The organism is Variovorax sp. 3319, from assembly GCF_031456585.1.
Taxonomy (GTDB): domain Bacteria; phylum Pseudomonadota; class Gammaproteobacteria; order Burkholderiales; family Burkholderiaceae_C; genus Variovorax; species Variovorax paradoxus_P.
Genome location: NZ_JAVDUZ010000017.1, coordinates 46521 through 61661 on the forward strand (window position 1 = coordinate 46521; position 15141 = coordinate 61661).

The 15141-nt window shown below is 62.9% G+C and carries 13 protein-coding genes; 6 read left to right on the forward strand and 7 right to left on the reverse strand.

What is annotated here, in order from left to right:
- The first annotated feature begins 62 nt into the window (after positions 1-62).
- From J2X67_RS26325 to J2X67_RS26335, 3 genes are all read left to right on the forward strand, one after another.
- Positions 63-329 carry a hypothetical protein gene (locus J2X67_RS26325; protein ID WP_309957886.1) on the forward strand — a complete coding sequence of 89 codons (267 nt, stop codon included), beginning with the start codon at positions 63-65 and terminating at the stop codon, positions 327-329.
- Between the two features lie 908 nt (positions 330-1237).
- Entirely contained in the window at positions 1238-4039 is a 2802-nt protein-coding gene (locus J2X67_RS26330; protein WP_309957888.1) for an ATP-binding protein, read from the forward strand.
- A 512-nt stretch (positions 4040-4551) separates the two neighbouring features.
- Positions 4552-5415, forward strand: coding sequence for a hypothetical protein (locus J2X67_RS26335; RefSeq protein WP_309957889.1), 864 nt, complete (start codon positions 4552-4554; stop codon positions 5413-5415).
- A 164-nt stretch (positions 5416-5579) separates the two neighbouring features.
- On the opposite strand, the gene J2X67_RS26340 is transcribed toward J2X67_RS26335, so the two are convergent.
- The 3 genes from J2X67_RS26340 to J2X67_RS26350 form a co-directional block, all read right to left on the reverse strand.
- Entirely contained in the window at positions 5580-6209 is a 630-nt protein-coding gene (locus J2X67_RS26340; RefSeq protein WP_309957891.1) for a hypothetical protein, read from the reverse strand.
- 644 nt (positions 6210-6853) lie between these two features.
- Positions 6854-8140, reverse strand: coding sequence for a phospholipase D-like domain-containing protein (locus J2X67_RS26345; protein ID WP_309957893.1), 1287 nt, complete (start codon positions 8138-8140; stop codon positions 6854-6856).
- Positions 8137-8403 carry a hypothetical protein gene (locus tag J2X67_RS26350; protein ID WP_309957895.1) on the reverse strand — a complete coding sequence of 89 codons (267 nt, stop codon included), beginning with the start codon at positions 8401-8403 and terminating at the stop codon, positions 8137-8139. Before J2X67_RS26350 ends, J2X67_RS26345 begins: the two co-directional genes overlap by 4 nt.
- 332 nt (positions 8404-8735) lie before the next feature.
- On the opposite strand from J2X67_RS26350, the gene J2X67_RS26355 reads away from it, so the two are divergent.
- The 3 genes from J2X67_RS26355 to J2X67_RS26365 all read left to right on the forward strand — a co-directional run bounded on the left by J2X67_RS26355 (position 8736) and on the right by J2X67_RS26365 (position 10773).
- Positions 8736-9314 (forward strand): hypothetical protein, encoded by a 579-nt coding sequence (locus tag J2X67_RS26355; protein WP_309957897.1) that lies wholly within the window; start codon positions 8736-8738, stop codon positions 9312-9314.
- Entirely contained in the window at positions 9307-10413 is a 1107-nt protein-coding gene (locus tag J2X67_RS26360; protein ID WP_309957898.1) for a relaxase/mobilization nuclease domain-containing protein, read from the forward strand. The genes J2X67_RS26355 and J2X67_RS26360 overlap by 8 nt, the downstream gene beginning before the upstream one ends.
- Positions 10414-10563: 150 nt before the next feature.
- Entirely contained in the window at positions 10564-10773 is a 210-nt protein-coding gene (locus J2X67_RS26365; protein WP_309957899.1) for a hypothetical protein, read from the forward strand.
- 127 nt (positions 10774-10900) lie between these two features.
- Here the strand turns inward: J2X67_RS26365 and J2X67_RS26370 are convergent, their stop codons facing one another.
- From J2X67_RS26370 to J2X67_RS26385, 4 genes are all read right to left on the reverse strand, one after another.
- Positions 10901-11215, reverse strand: a complete 315-nt coding sequence (locus tag J2X67_RS26370) for a hypothetical protein (RefSeq protein WP_309957901.1) — start codon at positions 11213-11215, stop codon at positions 10901-10903.
- A 487-nt stretch (positions 11216-11702) separates the two neighbouring features.
- Positions 11703-12719: a TraX family protein gene (locus J2X67_RS26375; RefSeq protein ID WP_309957903.1), complete on the reverse strand. Its 1017-nt coding sequence runs from the start codon at positions 12717-12719 to the stop codon at positions 11703-11705.
- Positions 12706-13908, reverse strand: coding sequence for an LPD7 domain-containing protein (locus tag J2X67_RS26380; protein ID WP_309957905.1), 1203 nt, complete (start codon positions 13906-13908; stop codon positions 12706-12708). Before J2X67_RS26380 ends, J2X67_RS26375 begins: the two co-directional genes overlap by 14 nt.
- Before the next feature lie 44 nt (positions 13909-13952).
- Positions 13953-15141: type IV secretory system conjugative DNA transfer family protein (locus J2X67_RS26385; protein ID WP_309957907.1), on the reverse strand; the 1189-nt coding region annotated here is incomplete at its 5' end.

Here is a 15141-nt window from a genome sequence, read left to right on the forward strand (position 1 = left end):
GCACCTGCACTGCGTCACTTTGAAGGTGGCGCAGGATCTAAGGAATTCCCGGGTCCACAACCATGACAGACGGCAGCACGCCCATTTCCGACGGCCACTCCCTTGAATACCGCGGCTTTCGCTTCGAACTCCATGCGGAGCCAGTGGCCGGCGGCTATCGTCCCGTCGTCGTTCTTGTCCGCACACCTTCGCATGAGCTGGAAACCCAGGTGCCGGACGACACAGAAGAGGTGGTGTACGGCACCGAGGCGGAGGCCACCCGGCACGCGGAGCAGCAGGCGATGCGTTGGGTTCATGACCGCAGCGGAGACGGGCAGGCCCAGTTCTAAAAGGCCACAGGAATGCAGCTATCGCACCTTGCTTTGACAGTGATCGAAGATCCTGAATGGGATGGCGCCTATCACTGGGTTCTCCTCCGTGCTGCCGGCGGCGGGGACCAGGTCGAAGAGCACGCCTCTTCCAGATACTCCTTTCCGAACCCGCACGCCGCGTTCGAAGCCGGATCGGACTTCTGGCGAGCAGCAATGAGCCAGGAAGATGAGGATGCGGATCCGGTAGGCGGGGGTGGCGACCACTAGTCGTCATGGCATTACCCTCCGGAACTAAGCGCTCCATACCGAGGCTTATGTGTCCGAGCTCGCCGCCCGATCGATGTACTCCCAGGTTTCCCGGAAATGCAGCACGGAACTGCCGCGCTGGCCGGCGCCAGCAAACAGCACTTCGCGTCAACCGGCGGGATCGCACTCGGGGCGCCTTCGGCGCGCGCATCAGCCCCGCTGACGTCCTTGAGGGGCTCAACACTCAAATCTGTGATTTCAAGGGTGATGCGGCTGGCCCAGCTGGGCATGTGGATGCTTGGCCGCCACGGTCGCAAAACGAAGAGGGCGTGCGGTCTAGGCTATCAGTTCGGAGACAAAGGCACCGGGTCCCTCCCGTCGGTCTATTGCACGGCTGAATTCGCTCCCTTACTCCGACTGTTCACCTCTCTGTTCAAGGGGGTAAGTAGAGGTGGTCGAAGCAACAAGGAGAAGGCCGGGGGAGTTGAGCTCATTCCACTGCAGCCCCAAGGCGCTGGCCCTGCGTAGTCCTGCGTATATGCCTTGACGGTCGGGTCGAAAGCCAAATGTTGCCTGGGCTGTTGAGATGTGCAACTACGGCCCCTGCACTAGCAGGACCGGCGACCGTCTGCACATTGGCGTAAGCAACAATACCGACCTTCCCAATCTGCCCTGCACTTATGCGCGCTCCTAACCTCTCGGCCCGCCTGCTGCTCGTCGCTTCCGCGGCGCTGCTTCCTTTAGCGGCCGTTTGCGGTTTCGCGCTGGACGGTTTGCTCAAAGCGCAGCGGGACCAGATGCAGACCACTACGCTGGGCGTCGCCAGGGCGCTCGCCACCGCGGTGGACGGCGAACTCCGATTGACGGTCGCAGCGCTCGAAGCGCTGGCGCTCACGGAGCCTTTAGGCGCGACGGAAGAAGCCGGATTGGTCGACGCCATGCTGCTTGCCAAGGCCCTCCGTTCCTCGCACGCCGACTGGCGCGGCGTCCTCCTGCTGGCGCCGGATGGCAAGGTCTTGTTCAGCACTGAAGGCAATGTCACGGGATCGGCGGCGCAAGCGATGGAGCCGGAAAGCCTGGCGGCGGCCGTTCGAACGCGAATGCCCGCCGTTGGCTTGATGGTGAAGGGCCCGGACGGAAATCTTGCTTTCCCTGTGCGAGTGCCGGTCATTCGCGACGGCGCGGTGCGTTACGTTCTCACAGCCGTCGTTCGGCCCGACGCCATCGGCGACGTACTGGTCCGGCAAAGCATCCCGGAGGGCTGGACCGTGTCGATATTCGATGCAGGCAATTCCCGCGTCGCGCGTTCCCGCGAGGATGCGCGATTTCGCGGGGTGCCCCCCAGCGAGTCGCTGCTGCAGATGCTTGCCCTGATGCAGGATCGCAAAGAGTATGTGGGCGACAGCCGCAACGTGGACGGGATCTGGATGCAGACAGCCGTCGCGAAACTCGAGTTCTCCTCATGGACGGCAGTGCTTGGTGCCCCACGGGCAGTGGCGGACGACGCGCTGCAGCGTACGGTCATCGTCTACGGTCTCGGCCTGCTCGTCTCGCTGTTGGTGGGCGGACTGGGGTCCTGGTGGATGTCGCGGTCGATCACGCGTCCCATCGCACGACTCCAGCAGAGCGCGGATGCCTTGGGGCTCGGGCAATCCGTGATGGCCCAAGTTTCCGGCATCGCGGAGGTGGATGCGGTGGCGACCGCGCTTGTTTCCGCTGCCGAGCATCGAGCGCAGCACGAACTCGATCGAGAAGCCCTCCTGGACGCGGAACGCAAGGCGCTGACAAGTGCGCAGGCGGCTCAGGAGCGGCTCGAACGTCTCGCCAGCGCAAGCGCGGCCCTCTCTCGTTCGCTGGAAGAAGACTCGACGCTCGAAGCCATTGCAGACATCATCGTGCCGGGCGTAGGCGACCTTTGCCGCATTGACCTGCTCAATGAGGACGGCGTGCTCGAGCGCAAGCTCACGCACCACTCCGATCCGGCGCGCAGTGCGGAGATTGCCAGCCTGGTGAGCAACCGCACCGCGTCAGCCACGACGCAGAGCTCGTTTCCGTGGGCGATCGCCACCGGCCGGACGTACGTCCGGAACTTCGACGAGCCGAACGCCGTTGAGGACCTGGATCCGCAGTTTCGGGAGTTTGCGCAGGCTTTCGGCATCACAGCCGCATGCGTCGTTCCTTTGGTCGCACGTGGCCGCACCATCGGCGCCATGGCTGTCCTGCAGGACACGTCCAGACGCCGGTTGACGCTCGCGGACGGAGCGCTCATCGGGGAACTGGCGCAGCGTGCCGCGCTGGCGCTCGACAACGTGCGCTTGCTCGCGGACGCGCGCAGCGCGCAGAACCGTGCCGAGGTGGCCAGCAGGGCCAAGGACGAATTCCTCGCGATGCTGGGACACGAGCTTCGCAACCCGCTGGCTCCGATCTCCTTGGCGCTGAGCTTGATCAAACGCAAGGACGACCAAGCTTTCCCGCGGGAACGGCAGATCATCGAGCGGCAGGTAACGCACTTGTCGCGGCTCGTGGACGACTTGCTGGACATTTCACGCATCGTCTCAGGAAAGATCGTCTTGCGACCCGAGCCACTCGACATGCGCGACATCGTGGCCAAGGCCATTGAACTCACGCTGCCCGCCCTGCAGACCAAGGCAGAGATGCCCTCGATTTCATTGCCTGCGGAGCCCGTCCCCGTTGTCGGGGATCCCCTTCGGCTTGCGCAAATCGTCGGCAATCTGCTGAACAACGCCGCGAAGTTCACAACGGCCGCCCAGCGCATCGCGGTGACGCTTCGAACGGGAGCCACCGACGCCGAGCTGGTCGTGGCAGACGAAGGCGCCGGCATCGCGCCCGACCTGCTTCCCCACGTCTTCGAGCGTTTTGTCCAGGCCGAGCAACAGCTTCAGCGCGCCGGCGGCGGGCTGGGTCTGGGGCTGGCCATCGCGCGAAGCCTGACGCAGCTGCACGGTGGGAGCATCGAGGTGGAAAGCGCCGGCACGGGCCGAGGTAGCACGTTCACTGTGAGATTGCCCCTGTCCACGGCATCGAGCCGTCCGGACGTGGCCGCCCCAGAGCATGCGCCGTTCGCCAGGACGCTGCGCCTGCTGCTCGTGGACGACAACGCGGATGCCCTCGGATCGCTGGCGGAATGGTTCCTCCTTGAGGGTCATCAGGTGCTGACGGCCGGCAACGCGGAGGACGCGCTGGAGTTGCTGGACCGCGAAAGCGTGGATGGTGGGATTTTTGATCTTGGCCTCCCCGGAATGAGCGGCTACGAGCTTGCAAGCCGGGTGCGCGCCGACGATCGCCTGAGCGGAATGGCACTGCTAGCGCTCAGCGGCTATGGACAGCAGGGGGACAGGACCAAGGCCAGGGAAGCCGGCTTCGACGGACATTTTTCGAAGCCAGCCGATCTTTCGAAACTGCTGGCCACGTTGCAGCAGCTTCTCGGCTCCATCTCAGACGGCCAGATGGCCGGCCATTGAACGCGGATTGTTGGCGCCGACGGAAAGTCGAGCCAGATTTACCGGGGCGTGCGGACAGGAGTGCATATGCTTTGGCTTTTGTCTTCGGCACCTGCATCTACAACGGCGGCGCGGCCAACAATGCCGGCTTCAGTAGAGTTAATCCGTAGGGAGACCTCGCCTCAGCCACTTTTGAGGTTGGAGACGAGCTCCGTCAAGTCAACGTTGTGACGCCGTTCCATCTTGTCGCATTGGCCGAGTCTGGGTTCGGTGCTCCTGTGCGCTTCATCCGCGTCCGACGCATTCCCGCGAGTTGCACGTCAAAGCGGCGCTAATGCGGCTGCACACGACGGCCGCTCCAAACGGCCCATGTGCCGGGATTTCGATTCCGGCGCCGTACCCGTCGACCTGCACACTCGCGCCCGTTTGTCGACAGGCGCCGTCGAGGCGTGTGCTGCTCCTGCAACTGCAGTGGCTCACGGGAAACCCATCCTGAGTAGCATCGCTCGTCTACCTTGGAAGGCTAACTGCCTATGGGGCCATTTTTTGCCCGCTTCAGCTTCGTCCAAAGCATTTTCTTCGTCTCCGGAATCGTGCTTCTATCAGGATGCGGCGATGAAGTTGGCGCCAAATCGAAAGTTGAAACCCATATGACTGCGATCGATCTGCGCAAAAAGCACTCTGCTTATGCCGGCACTCCCGCCGACTGGGTGGCTTTTATGGATTGCTGGCGCAGATCTGCTTTCGATAGAGCCAGGGAGGAGGGGGCCGTGGAAAGCGATCATGAGACCGTCCTCGGGTGGCAGAGCGCCAACGGCCCCGCAGGCATGCCTGAGATCCAAGTTAGAAGCGATCTCGCGCGACTCGAAAGTCGGTTGAATGTCGAATTGCCGAAGTCGTACAAAGACTTCTGGATCGCGTACAAAACGCAGCCAGTCGCACCGCAAAGGTTCAATCCACATCATTGGGGTGGATCCGTTGGGATGCTCGAGCTGGATGAGGTGGGGTTTTTCAGAGACCTTGAGCCCGCGTACTGGGCCCAAATGCGAGAAATTGCACCCTATATCGACGACAGTCCATTCTTTGCCTTTGGCGTCGGTCAGGACAACGGCCCGCGGACTGGCCTGTATGACCAAGCCATCATCGTGGGCAAGTACACGGACCACAGCACCGATTTGATTCTGCTTCACCCACGGCTCAGGACGATCGACGGGGAAATGCAGGCGTCCTTGAACGAATGGGCGGGCGAATTTCACGCTCCGTCTTTCGCAGAGCTAATGCGACAGCTGAGCGTCTTGGAAACCGTCAAGGTTGATCACGTGCCTCCATATCCACAAGGAATGCTTGCGCGTCACTGCGCAGCGAAACTGCCGATGCGGGACGTGTGGTGGGACTGATCGTCTAGTCAGTTCAGGCGCGAATTTGGCGCACTACATCGGCTTGCAATCACCCAACCGATGCACTGGGCGAGCCACGCACGAGCCTGCCGCATTCCACGACGCAGCGAACGCATGCGCCCACAAGCGATTTTCGACTAGCGGCCTGGATAGGGGCCGGCCGCTCAAGATGACTCCGCACGTACCGTGCCGAGACTCCGACTGCCAGGGCTTCCGCCGCGTCCTGCTGAAGCAAAGGTTGTCTGCCCCCCGACAAGGGCCGCGCCCTCGATTGCAAGCCGCGCCTGCCCGGCATGGGCCTGACCAACTGCTATCGCCTCAACAGCGCCTTTCGCACTTGACCTCTGATGCCGGGCCGGAAGTTGACCTTCCTCGCCGAAACCGTCATGGGCCATCAACTTTTCGACTGCGGGGATGGAGCTTCGCGCCCACTCGATATTCGCCTCAGCCGCTATGAAAGGCGGCTCCCCGCCCTCAGCGAGCTTTCCATCAGCAATCACGCAGAGCACGGCCGCCGCAATCATGGACGACATGTATTCGCGCATGTCGGAATGAGTGATCAGGGTTACCAACAACGGGCGATCTCCCGGATCGGCGCGCTCACTGTCCGTTAGCTCTGAGAGATCGAAATCTTCTTTGTAGAGTTCGAAGCCCGCATCTCGGCCCTTGTACTTGGCAGGCAGAAAGCCTTCGAACTCGTTCCAACTGAATTCAGGATCGATATCGAGCTCAAAACCTACTGCCTTAATCGCCTCGGCCCAAGCCTCTGGCGTCGGCAACTTACTCGCATGCATGAAGACATTATTTTCACGGACATATCACTCCTTCGACAAACCGGCCGAGTGTCCGATATGGCGCTCTCCGTTTCTCACCTACATACGTAGGAGCGATGCCGCAACCGGCAAACCAAACGTTCGTTGGGGGCCCCTTGGCGATGTGAATTGCATGTACGTTGGCCACTCCGAGGGCAAGGCCGCAGCGCGCCGGCTACGAGACCTTCGCAGACGTTGCAATGCGGCTGCCCCGGTTCATCGAAGAGGTCTACAACGCCAAGCGGCTTCACTCGGCACTCGGTTACCTCCCACCGAGCGAATTCGAATCCCAACTCGCTCAGCAGCCAGCTGAGTTCTGACGACCCCGGTGGTCCAGTCAATGGGGTTCACTCCATAGCCGGGCCAATTTCGGTGGCAATCAACAGACCGGTAGCCACGGGCCGGAATCCGTCCTAGGTCTTGCTTGATAGCCGACGTTCGACGTCGGTCACGCGTGCCTGCTACGTGCCGACACCCTCTTCATCACGGCGGGCAGGTTGTTCTGGGGGAGGCCACCCGAACTCGTATGGCTCCCATGCGGAGAAAGACGTGCGGGATGGCTGCACGGCCGACTGGCTCAAGCCTCGACGTTGGACTCTTGAAACGAGCCTCGAGACCGACGTTCGCTACAGCTGAGCCGCTAGCAGGGAAGCAAAAAACTCCATGATCTTTTCAGAAAGTGGCCGGACGCGCCAACTTTCGAGGGTGACGCGTTTCGACTGCTGCAGGTCGGCTTCAAACTGCCTCGTCTGCGCGGCAGTGAACTCCGCATCGTAAATATTGAGGTTAGCTTCGTCGTTGAGCCGAAATGAGCGATTGTCGAAGTTCGTCGAGCCGACAGAGGTAAGCAAACCGTCTACGGTGAACACCTTGACATGGAACATCGTTGGCTGGTACTCGTGGACTTCAGCACCGGCTTCGAGAAGCGGTTCCCAGCTCGCGCGCGAGGCGCCGCGTACGGTCTGCGAATCGATGATCGGCCCCGGCACGATAATGCGGACGCGCACGCCGCGCTTCATAGCAGCGACTAGCGCTCCAACGGTGAGATCGTCGGGCACAAAATAGGCACTCGCGAGGTCAATGTTCTTGGCCGCCGCTGTGATCGACAGTAGGTACATCAGATGCACGCCTTCGCTGCCACCGGAAGGCGAACTGCTAAACACCTGTGCGCGTCCATTGCCGGCGGTCGTGAGTGCGGGGAAATATGCTTCTCCGTGAAGCACATCGCCCGACGCCTTGACCCAGTTGTCCATGAAGACCGCCTGCATCTGAGCGACCACCGGCCCTTGGACTTTGAAGTGCGAGTCGCGCCAGTGTTCCGCGTCTTGCGCGTCGCCTGTCCACTTAGGCGCAATACCCACTCCCCCTGTGAAGCCGGTGTGGCCGTCGATCACAAGCAGCTTGCGATGGGTCCGGTTGTTTACGCGCGCAATGTCGTACCAGGCCGGCTTGTGAAACTTTCGGATCTGGACCCCCGAGGCTTCCATTTCTTGAAGGAACTTCTCGTCGATCTTGCCGCTGCCCACCCAGTCGAGCAACAGATGCACTCTGACGCCGGCCTTCGCGCGCTCGGCGAGTGCGTCGGCGAAGGCCTTTCCGATGTCGCCCGACCAGTAGATATAGGTCTCGAATGTGATGCTCTGCTTCGCGCCCCTGATGGCCTCGAGCATCGGTGGAAAAATGCGGTCACCGTTGTAGAGCGCCTCAAAGCGGTTGCCCTCCAGAATGGCCGGACCGAGCAGCACTCCGAGTGCGCGCTGATACTGCGCATCGTCCAGGCTGTACTCGCGCTTGATCTGCTCGTTGAGCTTCTTTTCTCCTGCCGTGAAATTGAGCGCCACCAGCGTGGCAACCACGGTTAGAAGGAAAGTCCAGACAGCAGTCTTGAAGCGGGATCCGGAACGTCTATTCATTGTTCTGCGGCAGAGAAGAGGCGAACGAACGGGATATCCATAGCGGGTGATCCCGTGGAAAGTCGAATGTCAAAGGGGAATGACGGGCTGGTGTTGCCGTATTCTGCCCTTAGCGTTTCCGCGCCCACACGCCGCGTGGCGTCATGCTCAAAGTCGCGCGCAGGCACCTCCCAGCGGGAGAAAGAGGTTCCTTCTCCGGCGGCCTGTGCGGCCACTGATGCCAGCGCGAGGGCCAGCGCTGCGAGGCGTTCGACGATCGTCATGGCTGGATACTAAAGGCCGGCCCGGGGATCGCGTCATGCCTGTGGACGATGTCGAAGCTGCGAGGGCGAAGCCCTTTGTGCGGCTATGAGCGCAGACTGAGTTGGAGGTGTGCTCGTGAATTCGCTGCCACTGGAGCGTGCCAGTTCGCTCCATCGATGTTCGGCATGCCGAACATCGATGGAGGGTCCGAACTGCCGATCGACCGCAACGCTCCGGGAGCGGCTTAACTGCGAGGGGAGTTCGACGCTGGAATTCCTGGGTCAAAGTCCTTGTGCGGTGTTGAGGGCAGGATAGACTGACGTCAGACATTGTTTACGGCCACGGCGTTGCAATGACCAACACCTCTCGACCCAGCCGCGTGATAGGGACCCGGGTGTCGCCTGATAAGAAGGCGCGCTTCGCCGCGCTGGCCGCGCGGCATCACCTCAGTGCGTCGGGACTGCTCGCAAAGATGGTCGACGAAGTGCTCAAGACCCACGGCGAGATCTCGCCGGGCCCGGCCGGACAGCGGTCCCCCAACGAACCGGAAAGCGGCGCTGGCGTGACGGAACGCATCACGCTGCGGCTTCGCCAAGGCGATCGCGCGCTGGCAGCAAGGCGCGCGCGTGCCCGTGGGATGAAGACAGCCAGCTACCTGACCTTACTGATCCACAACCACGTCCGTGACGCGGCCGTGCTGCCGCCGAACGAAGTCGACCAAATCAAAGCGACTGCCACCCAGCTGGGCGCGTTGCAACGGCAGCTTCGAGTGTTCGGCATGCCGAACACTTTGTCTCAGCCGGTCTCGGACCTGAGCGAAACGATCGCGCGGGTCCGGCAGGAAGTCGAGGTGGCACGCGCAGCCACAGCCGCCCTGGTGCGCCGCAACCTCCTCAGCTGGGAAACCGGCGAAGGGAGCCGCCATGCCTGACCAGACGGTGCGCTTGGGCCGAAACAGCCGCGGCGCCACCGGTGCGCCGCGCGACATGACGCTGGACATCGTGAGCTACGGCCGGCGGGGACCGGCCGGCCAGCTGCGCTTCGGCGCCGATCAGATCGCGCAGATCCAGCGCACGGTGGGGCGCACGCCCGAGGTGATGGTGAAGGTCTCCGGCGGCGGACGGGACATCGGCGGCGTCGAGGCGCACCTGCGCTACATCGGCCGCCACGGCAAGCTGCCGATCGAAACCGATGAGGGGCTGACGCCGCAGGGCCGGGGTGCAGCCAGGGAGATCACGGTGGACTGGCAGCTGGAACTTTGCAGAAGCCAGTACAAGCCCAGGCCCGCCCAGGGTCAGAAGGACACCCGTGCGAAGCTGGTCCACAACGTCGTGCTCTCCATGCCCGCCGGCACGCCGCCGGACAAGGTGCTGGCCGCGGCGCGTGTCTTTGCGCGCGAGAACTTCTCGCTGCAGCATCGCTACGCCATGGTGCTGCACACCGACCAGCCGCACCCGCATGTGCACCTGGTGGTCAAGTGCGAGCACGAGTTCGAGCCCGGCAAGCGCCTCTACATCCGCAAGGAGACGCTGCGGCAATGGCGCGAGCAGTTTGCTGCGCTCATGCGGGAGCAGGGCGTGGCGGCTAACGCGACGCCGCGTCAGTTGCGCGGGCAGATCCGCAAGCCCTACAAGGACCCCATCCATCGTCGGCTGATGGCGCTCAGGGCATTCCAAGAGTTGCCCATGCGCGAACAGAGCGGGCCCCGAGCACCGAAGACCTCGACCTTCATGCGCGCCAAGCTGGAGAGCGTGCACCAGGTCCTCCGCTCAGGGCGGCGCACCTCGGATGAGGGCGAGGAAAAGATGCGGAGCACCCGGCGGGAGGTCGTCGCGGATTGGCGCGCAACAGCGGATGTGCTCCGAAGACAGGACGAGGCAGATCTTGCCGAGCGCGTAAATGATCTGATTGCCCGAATGCCCGACGTACAAACCGAAGCACAACGCGTGGCCGGGCGCTGGAGGAAGCAGGTCGGAAACCCTGCGGCGGAGCGTTCCGTGGATGCGTCGCGAGAACCCCGAGGCCGGTGATCGCACGGGAAATCTCGACGTCTACGAGAACCGTTGCGTTCTAACAATCCTCAAAGTGCAGGACGGCGGCGGTGGACAAGAAGCGCGAACATCCAGCTGTTCCCTGAGCAAACATCCATGCACCCCGAGCTTCTTCAAGGCCCACAGCCCATGCATCTCGTCGACAGTCAGTTCCTCATCGCACAAACGGTCGCGGCCGTCATCGGGACTGCATTCTTCTTCCTTTTCCTGTACCTGACGCTGCGCTATGCGGTCCGAGACGGCATGCGCGATGGAATGCGAGAAGCGCCGCGCCATGACCGCCGTGCAGTCGATGTCTCCCCTTCGATCGCACACCTGCCAGACATGAGGGCCGACTAGCTTCCCCTGGAAGGAAACTCGAAAAACAGCGCGACGTATACATGCCGCTTGGCACCCTTGGGGGGTGAACCCGCAGCCCGTACGATGTTCGAACTTGAAACGGGGTTATACGGCGCGGGACGGCAATCTACTGCCAAACAATGAGCACGATGAGTGCTGACGCGGCGACAAGCACCGTGACAAACCACCTGCGTCGCTGCGTCGCACGTTGCCGCCGCAAAACCGCTTCCGTTGCGGACATCCGAAAGGCGCTGCGCTCCACGTAGCCTGTTTTGCGGCGCCACCAGTCCTTGTGCCAATCTCTATCGTCGCTCGACATTTCGTTCTCTCCTCCGGACAAGAAGGAAAGAACTGCGGCGGATTTGCCGAACTGCAATGGACTTACTGCAACTGCAGTAGAAGGGACTAAATTCAAGTCTAGCCGGCCAAACGTGATGAGCATGGGAATGACGTCGTCTCCTTGGGTGATTGGAATACGCGTCGTACCGGCCGTCTCGGTGAGCCGGGCGAACGTGCTTTGACGCACAAGTTGGGAGTGGTTCCTCGCTGGGGCGGGCGGCCGAACATCCAATCTGCCTTGTACAACCCGGAGTAATTCCGGCGCAATCGCCAGTTCGCGCTGCCGGAACGACTATGAGCGCTGCGCTGGGTCGTTTTCGAATGACGCTCTTGGTGCGGGGCTCCGTTCACCGCTTAGGTCGAAATGAAGATGCCTTTGGTTCGCTGAGGTCGTCGCGAGAAAAGCGTCTCGCATGCGCCCGACGTACGACTCGGATCGACGCATGAGCATCCTTCCAATGGGTGAGCAGTCTGCCGTGATTCCTCGCTCCTCGGCGCATCTCTCGATCGCGGAAGGAGGTGCTGCTACACACCAATGGAAGGAATCAGCGGCGTACGTCCGAAGACATGCATTCACTTCTCAGGCCAAGTCAATTTTTGACGGCAATCAATATCAACGCGATCAGAGACAGGTGGATTGGATAGAACGCGTAGAAAACCCATCGGCCGCGCGCGCATGGAATCTCTACCTGGCGCGCGCCCCAGATCAAGAGCAGGGCGGCCATCGCCGCGAAGTTGCCGTTGACCGCCGCGAGGGACCCCGTCGCCGAAGCCCACCACAGCATCCGCAGCCCGCTGGGCCTGCGAATGAACGCCCAGGAGCCAATGCAGTAGAGTAGCGCAGGCCACCAGAACTCCACCACCGCGCCGCCAACGATAAAGGCGATCAAGGCACTGCAGCGCGCGATCCAACTGTCCCGCTCGAGCAGCCAGACAATCAGCGTTGCCAGCAAGAGGGTGGCAAGGATGTTCAAAGGCCACCAGCCGACCAAATGAACGAAAGCCGGTGTCGCTAGCAGTGCAAAGACTGCCAGTCGCTTCATGACCCGCAGGTGCATGCCGCTCTCAAGCGCACCGGGGCGTGACAGGTTCGCCATGAGCACGAAACCGAACAGCGGCATCACCATGCGGCCCAGTGCGTAGAGCGTCTGGCTTGCTTCGGCCAGCAGGTACTTGTTGACGTGATCTCCCGTCATGAGCAACAGACCGACCCATTTCAGTGCTTCGAGCGAGCCACATGAGACCGGCCAGACGCCGCCGCGCCGCGCCGCGCGATGCGGCTTGCGTGGCGCATTGGGTACAGCGCTGCGCCTTCGCTGCGTGACGCTCTGCAGTCCAGGCGTGAGGTTGGAACGGCCAGCCCGAATGTCGATTGCGTCGCCTCGATGGACTTGATGAGGCTCTAGCGCGTTCGCGCTCCCCGGCGCCTGTTGCCCGACCGGGAAGTGGCAGTGGAGTAGACCGCCTCGCCTCGCTCGTCGCGCCGGGATTGATCGGGAGGGCGCCTCGAATGATGTCGCGCGACAGCGCAAAACCGGAGGGAGGAGCGCACAGCGCAAGTGCCGCAATCCTTGAAATGCTTTCCGATGATGTCTATACACGCTCATGGTTCAAGCCCTCGCGGCTCCGCGCCGTGTGTTGGCGTGCATGCTTGCGCGCGGGGTGCGGGCCGCGATCCGGAAGGTGGATCGAGCGGCCTTGGACCAGAGCCTCGGCCATCCGATCGCGAATCAGCTGCATGAGGCGCTGCTGGGACGCTCGATCGCTGGTCACGCGCTCTGCGTACTGCTCAGCCAGCTTGAGAGTCGCCGCGGCCGTGGTCAGTTCCGGGTGCTGTTGCCGAGGTGCATCGGACAGCGATTTCCCCCCGCGAATGTGCATGGCGATCTGTTCCATCATGCGAAGGTGGTCGGACGTCTCAATGCTCCACCAGGCACGCTGCGCGAGAATTTTCTTTTCGCCGACCAGTTCACCTTCCGCATTGCGGGCCGCCACGCGGACGTTGACCGGACGGGTGCCGAGCGGCGCGAGCACCACTTGGTCGCCGATGCGAGGTTGCGATGCCGACTCTGCGAGCGCCCGCTCGAGGTCCGCACCCCAGATAGTGCGATCCCCGATCTCCGTGCGAACCGTCACGTAGAACGACATGCGCTGGGCCGGGTCGAATCGATACGGCGCGGCGGCGGCGGCCAAGAGAATCCCGCGGACAGGCGGTCTCGCCCCTGTGCGCTGGCGGGCTTGCGGTCCGTCGCCAAGCGGAGGTTGGCCAGCATCTGGGTTGGCTTCGGCAAGCGCCGTGCCTCCGTCGACGGGCGCCACGTCGCGGTCCCGCAATGTCTGTTTCGGACCCTGTACGGTTTCGTGCGACGACAGCCCGCTTTTTCTCAGTGCACGCTGCACCTCGCGAATTTCAGCCGCCGTCGGCTCGTAGCCTTGTGACTCGATGCCTCGCAGCGCGGCTTCGCGCCACATGCCCTGGCGAAAGGAGTTGGTGCCCCTGAGATCGACCACCCGCCAGCGGCGCGATTCGGCGATCGCCACGACGCTGTGCAGCACCTCGCGGTTTTCGGTCTTCACGCGAAGCCGGTCGCCGTCGTCGATGAAAGCGGGCGTGCGGTTGGGGAAGAAGTAGCGATTGCCGATGCGCAGGTAGTGGCGTTCGATGGCACTGGGCACCCGGGCGTGGTGGTGTCCCGCACGGGGCGCATCTCCCCGCACAGAGCCGACATCCTTCCGCGCGGCGGCGGTCACGGTGCCGTTCGGCGCTTGGTCTTCGGGAAGATGGTCTGCGGACATTGGTGGCTCCTTTGACGTGGGCTATCCGGGTTGCTCGTTTGCCATCAGTCGAGGATTCGCGCCATGAACTCGTCGACGTGGCGCTTCATGTCCTCGTCGCTGAGCTTCTCGGTCGGAATCTCGACATCGTCGAAGTCGAACGAGAAGTCGTCCAGCCTCAGGTCGCCATTCAGTACATCAGCGGCATTGGTCGCGGCCCGCCTGGTGGTCCGCGCGGAGCCGGCGTCCTCCGGCGTGGCGTTCGCGACCGATCCGGGCTCCGTTTCGGTTGCGCCCTCCCTGTCATCGGGCGCCGCGGCGGGCGCGGTGGCGACAGGGCGGCCGGACTTGGCCACGCGCAGCTTCGGCACCCGCGGCGGCGGTAGCTCGCGTCGGGCGAAGAACCTGTCGCGAAAGTAGAGGATGCGGTGCGCCAGCACCGGCCGCAGGCCTTCGTAGAACAGGATCATCCGCTCCGGCCCGAGCTCCTTGACCTCCTGGGGCAGCAGCAGGCGGCGCGGCTGCTCGCTGATGCTCACGGTCGGCTCCCTGCCTGCGCCGCCCCACATCGGACGGCTGACGTTCTTCTGGCGGACCGTGCAGGTGCCGAGTTCGCGCGAGATGGCCTCGGCGTCTTCGTACTCCTTGGGCGGGAACACGATGCGCGCGGCCAGCATCTTACGAAGCGACTTCGCGCCCTCCACCCCGTATGTCTCGACCAGCTGCGAATGGGACTGGACGATGACCACGGTGCGCACGTTGTAGCCGGGGAGGAAGGCCGTGGAGTCGGCGATCACCGGAATGCGCCCGAGCGCCGGAAATTCGTCGAGCATCAGGAGCACCTGGTGGCGAAGCTGCGGATTGCTTTCGGGCAGTTCGCGCGTCTGCAGGCCGATCGCCTGCTGGAAGAACAGGTTCAGGAGCGGCTGCAGCCGGGCGATGTTGTCGGGATTGATCTGCACATAGATCGACATCGGCCGCTTGCGCAGTTCCCTCAGGTCGAAATCGTTGGCCGAGGTGGCCGCATCGATCATCGGGTTGAGCCACAGATCCAGGCGGCTGGTGAAGGTCTTGCGGATGCTGGAGGCGGTGGTTGGCGCCAGGTCGATCACGTCGTAGAGGCTCTGCACTGCTTCCTGCGACAGGGGATAGCCTGCGCGCTCGCAGGCGTCGATCACACGCTTCCAATGCTTCTGGAAGCCCTCGGCATCGCTGGCCATGCCCTGGCGCAGGACCTCGCCCAGGGTGCGCGTG

Bases quoted from the DNA above. Each gene is read 5' to 3' on its own strand.
- J2X67_RS26325 (WP_309957886.1), top strand. From the start codon at position 63: ATGACAGACGGCAGCACGCCCATTTCCGACGGCCACTCCCTTGAATAC.
- J2X67_RS26330 (WP_309957888.1), top strand. From the start codon at position 1,238: ATGCGCGCTCCTAACCTCTCGGCCCGCCTGCTGCTCGTCGCTTCCGCG.
- J2X67_RS26335 (WP_309957889.1), top strand. From the start codon at position 4,552: ATGGGGCCATTTTTTGCCCGCTTCAGCTTCGTCCAAAGCATTTTCTTC.
- J2X67_RS26340 (WP_309957891.1), bottom strand. From the start codon at position 6,209: ATGCATGCGAGTAAGTTGCCGACGCCAGAGGCTTGGGCCGAGGCGATT.
- J2X67_RS26345 (WP_309957893.1), bottom strand. From the start codon at position 8,140: ATGAATAGACGTTCCGGATCCCGCTTCAAGACTGCTGTCTGGACTTTC.
- J2X67_RS26350 (WP_309957895.1), bottom strand. From the start codon at position 8,403: ATGACGATCGTCGAACGCCTCGCAGCGCTGGCCCTCGCGCTGGCATCA.
- J2X67_RS26355 (WP_309957897.1), top strand. From the start codon at position 8,736: ATGACCAACACCTCTCGACCCAGCCGCGTGATAGGGACCCGGGTGTCG.
- J2X67_RS26360 (WP_309957898.1), top strand. From the start codon at position 9,307: ATGCCTGACCAGACGGTGCGCTTGGGCCGAAACAGCCGCGGCGCCACC.
- J2X67_RS26365 (WP_309957899.1), top strand. From the start codon at position 10,564: ATGCATCTCGTCGACAGTCAGTTCCTCATCGCACAAACGGTCGCGGCC.
- J2X67_RS26370 (WP_309957901.1), bottom strand. From the start codon at position 11,215: ATGCTCATCACGTTTGGCCGGCTAGACTTGAATTTAGTCCCTTCTACT.
- J2X67_RS26375 (WP_309957903.1), bottom strand. From the start codon at position 12,719: ATGAGCGTGTATAGACATCATCGGAAAGCATTTCAAGGATTGCGGCAC.
- J2X67_RS26380 (WP_309957905.1), bottom strand. From the start codon at position 13,908: ATGTCCGCAGACCATCTTCCCGAAGACCAAGCGCCGAACGGCACCGTG.